Source organism: Venenivibrio stagnispumantis (assembly GCF_900182795.1).
Classification (GTDB): Bacteria; Aquificota; Aquificia; order Aquificales; family Hydrogenothermaceae; genus Venenivibrio; species Venenivibrio stagnispumantis.
This window is the reverse complement of record NZ_FXTX01000027.1, coordinates 1-13,023: the sequence shown is the minus strand read 5'-3', so window position 1 is coordinate 13,023 and position 13,023 is coordinate 1. Positions and strand designations below refer to the sequence as shown.

Sequence of the window (13,023 nt, the reverse complement as noted above, 5' to 3'; positions counted from 1 at the left end):
CTAAATATTCTCTTTTTGCTTTATTAGGCTCATATATTTTAAGCAGTAGTGTTTTATGGATTTTCATTTTTTTCACCGTTAATATTCAAGTTACAGTATAGCATAAATTTCTTTTTCGTCAACAATTGTCTATAGATTTTGGACCTCTAATCCAAATATTATGTATGGTGCAGTATTTAATGCTGAACCTTTTATTTATCCGGGTTTTAGAGTAACATACACAATAAAAGATATAAAACTTTACGGAGAAATATCAAAGGATAAAGGATATTTAAATGGAGATACTACATTACCAACATCAGGAGCATTTGCCATAGGAACACTTGGAAAAATCGCTGATATTGATTATGCTTTAAGTTATTATGATTATAATGCTTATAAAAATTTGATTAATCTGGTTTTATCTAAATCTATAAATGATAATTTAGATGTAGGAATTAACTTTGATTATCAATGGCTGGATAATACTTATAAAGATAAAAATAATATTTCTGATAAAAATGCTTATGGCACGGCTTTATATATAAAACCAAAAATTTCCAATTTATCTTTGCCAATAAGAATTGAATATATACAGGATAACACAAAAGGTAATATATACTCAGCACCTTATAAGACAGGATACACAATAACCTTGACACCAACATATAATCTATCCAAAAATAGCTACATAAGAGGCGAAATTTTTTATATTAAATCTGATGAAAAAGTTTTTAGTGATTCAAATGGAAACCATAAAGATACAAAAACATCTGCTGCTTTAGAAGTTGGATTCCTTTTTTAATTTAATTTAAGGGGAAGATTATCTTTCCTCTTTTTTTAAAATAAAACTTTGTTATAATATTTTCCATGAATCAGATATTAGAAGATAAAAATCTAAGAAAAACATTAATAGCCGGTGCTGTTGGAAATATTTTAGAATGGTATGATTTTGCTTTATATGGATATTTAGCACCTATTATTGCTAAATTATTTTTTCCATCTCATGACCCGACTATATCTTTACTTCAAACATTTGGAGTTTTTGCAGTAGGTTTTTTTGCAAGACCTGTTGGCTCTTTAATATTTGGACATATTGGAGATAAATATGGCAGAAAAAAGGCATTGGCTCTTTCTGTTATTTTAATGGCTATATCTACCACATTAATAGGATTACTTCCTACTTATTCTCAAATTGGAATATTAGCAACTATATTATTAACAATGCTTAGAGTTTTACAGGGTTTATCGGTAGGTGGAGAATATACCACATCTGTTGCATTTTTGATAGAACATTCTGCCTCCGGTAAAAGGGGATTTTATGGAAGTTTTGCTTTATTTGGAGCAGTTTTAGGGATAATGCTTGGTTCTGCTACCGGTGCAGTAATTACATCTTTTATGTCAGAAGAAAGCTTATATAGTATAGGTTGGAGATTGGCATTTTTTGTAGGTATTCCTCTTGGAATCTTAGGATATTTTATAAGAAGGAAAATAGAAGAAACCCCTAATTTTAAAGAGATAGAAGAAGCTGAGGAAATAGCAAAATTCCCAATATTAGAAATTTTAAAAACAGATTATATAGATTTTTTCAAAAGTTTTGGATTGTCTATATTGCAAGCTGTTGCATTTCATCTTTTATTTGTGTATCTTACAACTTTTTATAATAAAGTTTTAAATATTCCGATGTCCCAATCATTAATTATAAATACGATTAGTATGATTATTCTTGTTATTTTTATTCCGGTTTTTGCTTATCTTTCTGATATCTTCGGTAGAAAAAAAGTTTTAATGTTATCAATTGTTTTGATTATATTGTTATCTTATCCATTATTTAAATTAATTCTTACCGGCAATATTTTTTATGTTTTAATAGCCCAATCTTTATTTGCTGTTATTACCAGTGGATTTATGGGAACTCTTCCAACAGCACTTGTTGAGTTATTCCCTACAAAAATAAGAAATACAGCCTACTCTGTAAGTTATAATCTTGCTCTTGCAATTTTTGGTGGAACTACTCCCCTTGTCGCTACTTATATAATAAAAGTAAGCTCAAATCCAATTGCAATCTCTTTTTATCTTATTGCTATTGCTATAATGGCTTTTGTTATAACTTTAACTTTAAAAGAAACAGCTTTTGAAAAACTTAAACATTAATTATTGGTCGGATAATAGCTTTCCGCCTTTTGCCCAATTTTCTCTATCAACTTCATCTATAACAATATAGGTTGAAGCCGGTGGTTTATTTGCTACTTCTTCAAGAAGTTTTGTAATTCCTTCCACTATTTTTTCTTTTTGTTCTTTTGTTAATTTTCCGGCAACTTTAATATTTACATAAGGCATTTTTTAATCCTCCAAATTGTATTGTTTTATCTTTCTATATAAAGAAGATAAATCAACTTCTAAAATTTTTGATATTTCTCTGTAATTATTTCCATAAATTTCCAAAGCTTTTTTTATAACTTTTTTTTCGGCTTCTTCTCTTGCTTCTTTTAATGGCATTAATTTTATATTATCTTCTTCTTTTTGAAAAGTATCTTTTTTATACATATATTCAGGTATTTCTTTTGGTGTTATTTTTTGCTCCGGATATAATATTACCAACCTTTCCATTAAATTCTTAAGCTCTCTTATATTTCCCGGCCATTTATATTCAAGGAATATATTTTTTACACTATCCGATAAATAAGGTGGTTTAACCTTGTTTTCTTTTGAAAATTTATCCAAAAAGTAATCTGCAAGAACTAAAATATCTTCTCCTCTTTCTCTAAGCGGTGGCACATAAATAGGTATTACAGATAATCTAAAAGCTAAATCCTGTCTAAAATTTCCTTTTCTTATTTCTTCTTCAAGATTTTTATTTGTGGCTGATATAACCCTTATATCTACTTTTATTTTTTGAGTTCCACCTATCCTTGTAAATTCCCTTTCTTCTAAAACTCTGAGCAATTTAGCTTGAGCCGGTAGACTCATATCTGCTACTTCATCTAAGAATAATGTACCACCATCTGCAAGCTCTATTTTGCCAAGTTTCCTTGTAAAAGCATTGGTAAAAGCTCCTTTTTCATAACCAAATAACTCTGATTCTATCAAATCATCAGGTATTGCGGCACAATTTATATCCACAAAAGGAGCATTTCTTCTTGGACTTTTATAATGAATTGATTTTGCTACAAGTTCTTTACCAGAGCCATTTTCTCCAAAAATAATTACCCATGCATTTGAGTTTGCTACTTTTTCTATCTGATTTTTTAGCTCAATTATTTTAGGACTATTTCCTATTATCTGAATTTTTTCTTCTTCTTTTTCTTTTATTAATTGATAATTCCGCTTTTCTAAAATCTCTTTTTTAACTTCTTCCAATATATTTAAAATATTTTCTGTGCCAAATGGTTTTTCTAAGAAATCATAAGCTCCTTCTTTTAAAGATTTAACTGCAATAGGAATGTTTGCATGTCCTGAAATCATCACTATTTTTGCATCTTGTTGATTTTTCTTTATAAAATCAATAAGGGATACCCCATCTCCATCTGGAAGCCATATATCTAAGAAAATAATATCAAACTCGGTTTTTTTTATCAGCTCTTTTGCTGAAGCTATAGAATCTGCTACAGATACAGTATGTCCTTCATCTTCTATTATATCTTTAAGTATATCCCTTATATTTTTTTCATCATCAATTACTAATACTGAAAGCTGCATTTTATTTTATTTCCAACCAATTAAGATTTTAATTGAGCTACAGTTCTAAGCATTTCATCTGCAGTTATAACCCCTTTTGAGTTAATTTCATAAGCCCTTTGTGCTACTATAAGATTTATCATCTCTTCAACAATATTTACATTGGAAGCTTCTAAAAAGCCTTGTGCTAATTTACCGTATCCGTCTGTGTTAGGGTCACCTTCTATTGGTTCTCCTGAAGCATCTGTATATCTGTATAAATTTTGACCTAAAGCCATTAACCCGGCAGGATTTATAAATTTGTATAATTTAATATCTCCGACTTCTTCATTTGTCTGAACTCCACCGCTATTTCTTACTACCACAACTTTACCATTTGGGCTTATAGATATATTTATCACTGTTTCAGGTGAGTTTATCTGGATATTAGGGCTTAATCTGTATCCTTCCGGTGTAACAAGATATCCTTCATCGTCTATTTGGAAATTACCTGCTCTTGTAAAGGCTTCACTTCCATCTGGCATCTCAACTTTAAAAAATCCTTCTCCCTGAATAGCTACATCCAGTTGTCTATCTGTTTTGATAAGACTACCTTGAGAAAATATTTTACTTACATCTGAAACTTTTACACCAAGTCCTATCTGTATTCCGGATGGAACTCTATTTATTGTTGAGCTTAAAACTCCCGGGTCTCTAATGTCCTGATAAATTAAATCCTCAAAATTTGCCCTACTTCTTTTAAATCCAACCGTATTTACGTTTGCTATATTGTTGGATGTTACATCAAGATTTGTTTGTTGTGCTGTCATTCCTGATGCTGATGTCCATAATGCTCTAAACATGTTTCTTACCTCCCTTTAAACTCTTCCTATTTCATTAACTTTTCCTTCAAGTGTATCTAAGGATTTTATTAAATTCATATAAATATCAAATCTTCTGTGGTTATTTATTAAGCTTATCATCTCTTCTATTGCATTTGAGTTTGAGCTTTCCAAAAATCCTTGATTTAATGTATATTGAGGCTGTATTTCATTTTGTCCCTGATAATATCCATTTCCAAGAGGTATTATATTTTGAAAATTTCTTATCTGTAATCTGGCTACAACTTGATTGTTTTGGATTACTGCTCCATCTGTCCCAAATATTACTTTATCTGCTGTTAATCTTATTCTTTGGTTGTTCGTATCTAAAATATAATTCCCATTTGCATCTACAAGATAACCTTCAGCATTTCTGAAAAAATGTCCATTTCTGGTATAAACAACTCCATTTTGAGTTTGAACCGCAAAAAATCCTTTTCCCTGTATTGCTACATCAAACATATTATCTGTTTTTATTAATGCACCTTGATTTACAATTACCGGACTATCCTGAAATCTTGGAAATACAAAAAGTTCCGAAGTTTTACCAAGATTTTCAGGTATCTTTTGAGAAAATTCTCTCATTAACAATTTTTTAAATCCGGGAGTAGAACTGTTTGATATATTATTTGTAGTTATATCTATATTGTCTAATGCCCTCTCTCCACCGGTAGCCAAAACATATATCGGTTGAAAATTAATTGCCATCTTTCCTCACCTCTTTACATTTCTTCTTCTATTAATTTTAATCTTTCTTCCGGTGTTATAATTTCGGTTATCTTAACTCCAAAATTGCCTTCTACAGTATATAACTGACCTTTTGCTATCAATTTACCATTTACTTTTATATCTATTGGTTGGTTTATATATCTGTTTAGTTCTACAACTGAGTTAGGAGATATTTTTAAGATTTCATCTATACTCATTAATTTATTACCTATTTCTACAGAAATTTCAAGAGGTATATCCATTAAGAGTTTTAATTTCTCATCTATATCCGTAGATATTTCCTCTTTTGGTGTCTCTTGTTTTGAGAGTTCTTCTTTGGAAGAGGTAGGTTGTTGTTCTTTTAAAGCTTCTTCCCATTGTTTGGCTAAGTCTTCATCGGAAGGAGTAGAAGCTTGTTGTTGTAGAGCCTGCTCCCATTGTTTTGCAAGTTCTTCATCAGGATTTGTTTGCTGGTTTTGTTCCTGCTCTTTTAGGGCTTCTTCCCATTGTTTTGCAAGCTCTTCTTGAGATAACTCTTTCTCTTCGTCAGCCATTTTAATCCTCTTTCCTTTTTATTATATATGCAGCAAATTGATTATCTATTTTACCAAACTTTGCTAAAAACTTTAATTTATCTTCTACATATAAATAAGTTATTGAATCTTTATTTATTCCTAAATTTATTTCATCACCTACTTTTAGTTGCATTAACTCTCTTACGGTTAATCTTTTTTTTGTTAGTTGTAAGGTTAATCTGACTTTTGTTTTTAAAATTTTATTTAAAATTGTTTCTTTCCATTCAAGTGGGACTTCTACACCAAAATTTTCTGCAAAAATAATATCTTTGATTGGAATAAATAAACTTGTTGGAAATACAAAGAAAAATGGAACTTCATATCCATCTAAATCTATATTACTTTCTACAACAATAACCTTTTCAGATGGAGGGATAGACCTTACCAATAAAGGATTAAAATCAACAGATTTTTTCTCTATATTTACAGTATAAAATTCGGAAAAGGTAAGCTCTAAGGTTTCAAAAATTTTTTGGATAAACTCTTCTAAAATAGAAATTTCTAATTTTGTAAATTCTCTACCTTCTATTTTAAATGCTTTTGCTTCTCCGCCAAACATTACGCTTATTAATGTAAAAACAACCCTTGCATCTATAATTAAAATAGAGGATTCCTTTAAAGGTTTTATAAAAAATGTGGTAAAGCTGGCAGGAAGAGGTATTTTTTGCATAAAATTTCCAAATCTGCTGTAATATATATTCCCTCTTGATACAAAACTAATCTGTGGAATATTTTTTCTTATTTCTTCTGCAAATAATTTAGCCCATTTTTCAAATATAACTTCTAAACCCGGTATACCTCCTTTTTTTACATGTTCAACCTGAGAAAAATCAAATGGCTTTATTTTAGATTCCGGTTGCTTTTCTTCTTTTTTCCCACCACCAAGTAATGCATCTATCTCTTCCTGAGATAAAAACTCAGACATTTTTTCACCTCTTTTATATCATTTCCTCGGCACCACCATACTCAATCACACCGGATTGTATTAAGTTTTTAATAACTGATATAATTCTCTTTCTTGCATTTTCCACATCTGATTTTCTAACAGCTCCGAGGACTTCCATATCTTCCAAGAACATTTGAGCTGCTCTTTTTGACATATTTGCTAAGAATTTATCAATAATTTCTTGTGGAGCACCTTTAAGTGCAATAAGTAAATCATTTTTATCAACATTTTTAAGTATTTCAATAATTGCTTTGTTATCAAGTTTAACAATATCTTCAAATTTAAACATTTTTTCTTCAATTGAGTCTGCTAAGAAGGCATTTTCTTTTCTTATTGTATCTAATATTTCAGTTGCTAAATCTTTCGGTAAGATATTTACTATTTCAGCTGCAATATCTACACCGCTTAATACCTCTTCTTTTCCGGCTCCCACACCAAGTATTTCCTCTTCTAATGTATCTGCTACTTTTTTTACCATCTGGTTTGAAACTTTTTCCAAAGATGCAATTCTTTTTATTACTTCTTCTTGTACATTGGCTATACCCTGTCTTCTTGGCAAATATTGTATAATCTCTGCTGCCTTTTGAGGTTTTAACTGTGATAATATCAAAGCTATTACTTGAGGATGCTCATTTTTAATGATATTAGCTACTGTTTTAGGTGGCATATTTTCAAGTTCTCTAAATATAGCCTTTCCTTCTTCTGCAGCAATTAATCCTTCAAATAATTTTTCTATTTTATCCGGTGGTAATGCTTTTTGTAATATAGCTTTTAGATTTTCAGGCATAAGTTTTAAAGGAGCAACTTGCATAAGCTCATTATGGGCATCTTCTAAAATAGATAAAACTTCCTCTTTTTTCGGCTCTTCCATTGTTATAAGAGCTTTTACAAGCTTTTCTATTTCATGTTCTTTTAGATACTTAAAAATTTCCGCTACTACATTTTCCGGTAATATAGATAATAAAATTGCAGCTTTTCTTGCATTATCCATTTATTCCACCAATTTTTTTATTCTTTCTGCCAATGTTGGGTTTTCTTCTTTTAGATATTCATATTCAGAAAGGGCAGCATCTTCTCTACCAAGCATTGCATAAAGCACACCTAAATTATAATGAATTATAGGATCTGTATATTTATATTTTAATATTTCCTGAAACTCTTTTAAAGCCTCTTCTAATAATCCTTTTGATTTATAGATATTTGCAAGCTCCATTCTGGCTTCTATATTCTTAGGATTTATCTCCAATACCTTTTTAAGTTCTTCAATCTCTTTATCAATATTTCTCATTCGAGAATATACTATTGCCAAATCTTCATGCTCTTCTTCTATATTTGGATTTATATTTTTTGCAATCTCAAGTTCTTTTAAGGCATCTTCAAATTTTCCTTTTTCTATGTATACAGAAGCTAAATTTATATGGGGCTCGGCTAAATTTTTATTTAATAAAATAGCGTTTTTCAGATATTTTTCAGCTTCATTAAATCTTGCTTCATTAATATAAGCAACTCCAAGATTATTATAAGCCTCTATGGATTGTTTATTTATTTCTATAGCTTTTTCAAGATATTTAATTGCTTCTTTATTTTCCTCTTTTAATAATTTTATAACTCCTATATTTATATAAGGAAGTTCAGTATCCGGATTTATTTTTATAGCTTTTTCATACTCTTTTAATGCCGCATCATATCTTTTTTGTTTTTGATATGTAAGCCCAAGATTATATATAGCTTCCCAATCTTCCGGATTTTTTGTTAAATGTTTAATAAATCTCAAAGAAGCAGAATCATATCTCCCTGATTTAAAATATTCTACACCTTCTTTGAAATAATCGGATTTTTCTTTTTCTATTAGCTTGCCTTCCAAAAGGATTGTTTTTATTCTCAAAAAAACCCTCTTTAATTTGTTTTTTATTATAAAATAATAACATAAATTTAGTTAAAAGTGGTGAAAAATGGAAGAGATATTAAAGGCTTTAATAAATAAACTTGAAGAAGAAAAAGAATATCTTATAAAAACCCTTGCAGATAAAAGTTATATAGATAAACTACTAAATGTTGTGGAAGAAAAGAGAGAACTGATTTTAAAGCTTTCCCAATATGAAGTTGAAGATTTAAAAAAATATCCGGAGCTTGTTAATAAATTAAGAGAACTTTCAGAATATAATATGCAACTTGCTATGAATAATATTCAGTTTATAGAAGGTTTATTTGAATCTATTTTTGAAACGGAAAAAACATACACAAAAGATGGAAATGTTGAAGTTAAAAAGGATTCATTATTTAATAAAAAAGTATAAAATTTTACCGATAATAATAATGTCAGATTAAATAAGAGGTGATTAAAATGAGTTTATTTGGGATTTTATCTTTATCAGGGCAGGCTTTAATTACAAATCAAATAGCTATAAACTCTACTTCTAAAAATATGGCAAATGTAAATACAGAAGGATATATGAGGGAAAATGCAGTTATTGCAGATTTACCAAGAGGCAGTATTGATATAGCAAAAATAGAGCGTATATTTAATGCAAATCTTTATAAAAGATATATAGATTTAAATCAAAAATCATCATCTGCAGAAAGTTATAAACAGCTTCTCACTTCAATTGAAAATTTATTTTCTGATAATATGGGGACAGGATTTGCTTCTGCTTTAAACCAGTTTTTTAACTCATTAAATGATACAATTATCAATCCAAATGATTTATCAGCAAGATATCAAGTATTAACAAATGCAAAAGCTCTGATTGGTAGAATAAGAGAAACAGCATCAAATCTGGATAATATAAAACAGACAACATATAAATCCCTGGAAGATACCATTAACCAGATAAATAATTTAACTTCCCAGCTTGCCCAGATAAATAAAAACATAAAAATATACCAAAATGATAAATCGGTTATAACAGAATATGAAAATCAAAGAGACCAGATAATAAAACAGCTATCTGATTTGATTAATACAAAAATAAATTATAACCAAGATGGAACAGTTTCAGTATTTACTGCAAAAGGATTTGGTCTTGTAGTTGGAAATAATAGCTATAATTTATCAATCCAGCAAGATAGTAATGGCTTTCCGATAATTAGATGGAATAATACGAACGATATAACAAATGATATCCAAAATGGTGAAGTTGGTGGAAATTTAAAAGGATTAAATGTATTAAAACAGATTTATAATGATTTAAATGATTTTACAACAATTTTTGCTACTGTTTTAAATAAACAACATTCTCAAGGGTATGATTTAAATGGTAATACAGGTATAAATCTTTTTAAAGCTGATAATGGAGCATCAAAAATAGATGCAACAAATATTGCATTAAATATATCTGCTCCAGAAGATTTAGCATTAGCTTCAGATCCGAATAATCTAAACTCAGATAATACAAATGCAAAAGCATTGCTTGCATTAAAAGATAATATAAACGGAGTATTGACACTTGCTGAAGAAACTACATTGACAGGTAGTTTATTTACTGCTTCAAATTACGATTTTATAAAATTAAGGAATTTTTCAGAATTTTATAATACAAAATTAGTAGGTATAATAGGCTCTTTAAAATCAGATGCAAATCAAAAGGCAGACAATGCTAAAGCCTTAACAGATGCAGTAGATGCCCAAATAAAATCTCTATCTGCTGTAAATCTTGATGAAGAGCTTATAAACTTAACCAAGCTACAAAGAGCTTATGAAGCCAGTGCAAGAATAATATCAATAACAAATAATTTATTAGATACAGTTATAAATTTAGGAAAATAAGGAGTTTTTATGAAAATAGGAATAATAGGCGGAAGTGGATTATATCAGATAGATGGATTTAAAATTCTGGAAGAAAAAGAGTTAAATACTCCATTCGGTGAGCCTTCTGATAAATATATAATTACAGAATATAAAGATAAAACGGTTATATTCTTACCAAGGCATGGCAAAGGCCATAAATTTCCACCACATCTTATAAATTACAGAGCTAATATATGGGGATTTAGAAAACTTGGAGTTAAATATATCCTTTCTATTTCGGCTGTTGGTGGTATAAATCCTAAGATGAAAGGTGGAGATTTTGTTATAGCTAATCAATTTATAGATTTTACTAAATCAAGGGTGTCTACTTTTTATGAAGGAATTTTTTCAAAAGAAGATGATACAGATTTAAATGATAAAGTTAAAGAATATTTGAATAATAAAAGAGTAGTTCATATTGATGTATCGGAGCCATTTTGTCCTGTAATGAAAGAAAGTTTAAAAAATGCCCTTTCCAGTTTAAATCTGCCTTTTCATCAAAATGGTTGTTATGTAGCCACAGAAGGCCCAAGACTTGAAAGCAGTGCAGAGATAAAAGCTTTATCTATATTAGAAGCAGATATTGTAGGAATGACTCTTATTCCGGAGCTTGTTCTTGCAAGGGAATTGGCTATTCATTTTGCTTCAGTGCATATCGTTACAAATTTTGCAGCCGGAATATCAGAAAATAGATTAACTTCTGACGAAGTTATAGAAATGATGAAACAAAGAAATGAAGATATAAAAAATATTTTAAAACAGTTTTTAGATAATATACCTTCTAATTTTAACTGCTCTTGTGAAGAAGTATTAGAAAGAGCTGCTATTTAGCTCCTTTTATTATATAAATTTCCAACCGTAAGGGCTGAGATTATAGCTTTTACTTCTTTTGCTGTTATCTCTTTATTATTTAAAAATCTTTCTAAATCTGTATAATGTATTTCTCTTTTTGATATTCTTTCTAAAATCCATTTTAAATCCGGCTCATTTATATTATTGGCAACTTCATAAAATTCTTTTGAAGATTTTTCATCTGCTTCTTTATTAGAAATAACAATATCTTTTTCATTTTGATATTTATTTATACTTGTTGGTAATGAAACATCCGGTTCAAATCCGGATTCAGATATCTCTTCTGCAATCCATCCAAAATGTTTCATTTTATCAATAGCTTTTTGTTCTATTTCATCACTAAGATATGGATTTTTATGTCTTAATATAAATGATTGGAATAACTCTTCTAATATCTTCTGATACTGTTTTTGTAAAAGATTGTTTAATATCTCAACAATTTTTGCCCTATTTTCATCTATTTGGGAAGAGCTTTCTTTTTGTAATAATTTTGCATTTTCTTTCATTTTTTTAAAAATCTCTGAATGTGCTGTTTCATCATCTATTACCCTTTGTAAAATTCTTTTTGCAGATTCATCTGATATATCTTTAAGTTGTAAAGAATATTCCTTGATAGCCATAAGCTCTGCATCTATATCAAATTGAATAAGCTCTTCTATGGTTGGAGCTCTTAAAAATACAGCAGCCCTATCTGTTATTGCCGGCTCTCCACCATATTCAACAACCTTATGGGCAAACATCCGAAGATGTCTCATTTCTTCTCTTGCTATCTCTTCAAGTTGATTTTCTGTTTCTGCCTCTTTAATAGTATAAGCATGAAACAAATACTGAATAATTGCTGAATGTTCAAGAGCTATATTATAATTAAAAAGTTGTATAATCTTTTCCCTTTCTATATCCTTCATTTTTCTACCTCTTCCATTTCAAATTTTAGTTTAAATTTAAAATTATTTTAGCAAAAAGCAATAGGTTTAATTGTTAAAATATCTTAATGAAAATTTGAAACCGAAAATTTATAATAAGATTAAAATCTTTTCCTGAGGTGTTATAGATGAAAAAGAATATTTTTATTTTTACCGGATTAATCTCTATAATTTTAAGTTCTTCCTTTGCTAAGGATAATAAAAGTATAAAGGAAATCTATTTTGAAAATCTGGATTTACCTAAAACAGATGAAGAAATAAAGATGGTTAAAATATCTCCTAAATTTACAATAAAATATAACGACGGTTCTACTAAAGAATATCCACTATCATATGAGGTAATAGCAAAAACAGGAGATAAAATAGGAAACGGAGAATTTGGTATGTTTTATGATATTAACCTACAACCTATTTTAGCAGATGATGGCTCTAAAACATATTCAAATATGCCTGATGCTAACTCTCTGATAAAGATAAATAATATAAATTATTTAATCACTCATTTTGAAGAACCTCCGGGATTATTATATAAAACGGAGCTTGATAACAACGGAAAAGCAATTAAAACAGAACCTATTGATTTTAAAGATGTAGGTGGGACAATTATTAATTGTGCCGGCTCTTTAACTCCTTGGAATACACATCTTGGTGGTGAAGAAGATTATGATTTAAATCCAAGATATGCAGATAAAAACTCACCTTATTATACCGATTG

15 protein-coding genes are annotated in these 13,023 nt (G+C 29.1%); 6 read left to right on the top strand and 9 right to left on the bottom strand.

Annotation, left to right across the window (positions count from 1 at the left end; genetic code table 11):
• Window positions 1-106: 106 nt before the first annotated feature.
• Window positions 107-784 carry an outer membrane beta-barrel protein gene (locus tag QOR43_RS08150; RefSeq protein ID WP_345782867.1) on the top strand — a complete coding sequence of 226 codons (678 nt, stop codon included), beginning with the start codon at window positions 107-109 and terminating at the stop codon, window positions 782-784.
• A gap of 65 nt (window positions 785-849) precedes the next feature.
• Window positions 850-2,133 carry an MFS transporter gene (locus tag QOR43_RS08145; RefSeq protein WP_265133687.1) on the top strand — a complete coding sequence of 428 codons (1,284 nt, stop codon included), beginning with the start codon at window positions 850-852 and terminating at the stop codon, window positions 2,131-2,133.
• Here QOR43_RS08145 and QOR43_RS08140 read toward each other — a convergent pair whose 3' ends face one another.
• Genes QOR43_RS08140 through QOR43_RS08105 form a run of 8 tightly spaced genes read right to left on the bottom strand, consistent with a single transcriptional unit; the run spans window position 2,134 to window position 8,631 of the window.
• Window positions 2,134-2,319, bottom strand: coding sequence for a tautomerase family protein (locus QOR43_RS08140; RefSeq protein ID WP_265133686.1), 186 nt, complete (start codon window positions 2,317-2,319; stop codon window positions 2,134-2,136).
• 3 nt (window positions 2,320-2,322) lie between these two features.
• A complete protein-coding gene (locus QOR43_RS08135) occupies window positions 2,323-3,678 on the bottom strand; it encodes a sigma-54-dependent transcriptional regulator (protein WP_265133685.1) in 1,356 nt (451 codons plus the stop codon).
• Window positions 3,679-3,698: 20 nt separating this feature from the next.
• Window positions 3,699-4,499 carry a flagellar basal-body rod protein FlgG gene (flgG, locus tag QOR43_RS08130; RefSeq protein WP_265133684.1) on the bottom strand — a complete coding sequence of 267 codons (801 nt, stop codon included), beginning with the start codon at window positions 4,497-4,499 and terminating at the stop codon, window positions 3,699-3,701.
• 15 nt (window positions 4,500-4,514) lie between these two features.
• Entirely contained in the window at window positions 4,515-5,225 is a 711-nt protein-coding gene (locus tag QOR43_RS08125) for a flagellar hook-basal body protein (RefSeq protein WP_265133683.1), read from the bottom strand.
• Window positions 5,226-5,239: 14 nt separating this feature from the next.
• Window positions 5,240-5,779, bottom strand: coding sequence for a flagellar motor switch protein FliN (gene fliN / locus QOR43_RS08120; RefSeq protein WP_265133682.1), 540 nt, complete (start codon window positions 5,777-5,779; stop codon window positions 5,240-5,242).
• A gap of 1 nt (window position 5,780) precedes the next feature.
• Window positions 5,781-6,725, bottom strand: coding sequence for a flagellar motor switch protein FliM (locus QOR43_RS08115; protein WP_265133681.1), 945 nt, complete (start codon window positions 6,723-6,725; stop codon window positions 5,781-5,783).
• A 13-nt stretch (window positions 6,726-6,738) separates the two neighbouring features.
• Window positions 6,739-7,737, bottom strand: a complete 999-nt coding sequence (gene fliG, locus QOR43_RS08110; RefSeq protein WP_265133680.1) for a flagellar motor switch protein FliG — start codon at window positions 7,735-7,737, stop codon at window positions 6,739-6,741.
• A complete protein-coding gene (locus QOR43_RS08105) occupies window positions 7,738-8,631 on the bottom strand; it encodes a tetratricopeptide repeat protein (protein WP_265133679.1) in 894 nt (297 codons plus the stop codon). It lies immediately after the preceding gene.
• A 67-nt stretch (window positions 8,632-8,698) separates the two neighbouring features.
• Between QOR43_RS08105 and QOR43_RS08100 the strand changes: the two genes are divergently transcribed.
• From QOR43_RS08100 to QOR43_RS08090, 3 genes are read left to right on the top strand one after another with little or no spacing between them, the layout of a single operon-like run.
• On the top strand, window positions 8,699-9,043 hold the full coding sequence (locus QOR43_RS08100; protein ID WP_265133678.1) for a hypothetical protein: 345 nt from the start codon (window positions 8,699-8,701) through the stop codon (window positions 9,041-9,043).
• Window positions 9,044-9,090: 47 nt separating this feature from the next.
• On the top strand, window positions 9,091-10,512 hold the full coding sequence (flgK, locus tag QOR43_RS08095) for a flagellar hook-associated protein FlgK (protein ID WP_265133677.1): 1,422 nt from the start codon (window positions 9,091-9,093) through the stop codon (window positions 10,510-10,512).
• A 9-nt stretch (window positions 10,513-10,521) separates the two neighbouring features.
• On the top strand, window positions 10,522-11,364 hold the full coding sequence (locus QOR43_RS08090; RefSeq protein WP_265133676.1) for an S-methyl-5'-thioinosine phosphorylase: 843 nt from the start codon (window positions 10,522-10,524) through the stop codon (window positions 11,362-11,364).
• Here the strand turns inward: QOR43_RS08090 and QOR43_RS08085 are convergent.
• Window positions 11,361-12,290: a ferritin-like domain-containing protein gene (locus QOR43_RS08085; RefSeq protein WP_265133675.1), complete on the bottom strand. Its 930-nt coding sequence runs from the start codon at window positions 12,288-12,290 to the stop codon at window positions 11,361-11,363. The two genes, QOR43_RS08090 and QOR43_RS08085, sit on opposite strands and share 4 nt — an antisense overlap.
• A 146-nt stretch (window positions 12,291-12,436) precedes the next feature.
• On the opposite strand from QOR43_RS08085, the gene QOR43_RS08080 reads away from it, so the two are divergent.
• A partial coding sequence (locus QOR43_RS08080; RefSeq protein WP_283571475.1) for an alkaline phosphatase PhoX occupies window positions 12,437-13,023 on the top strand: 587 nt, incomplete at its 3' end.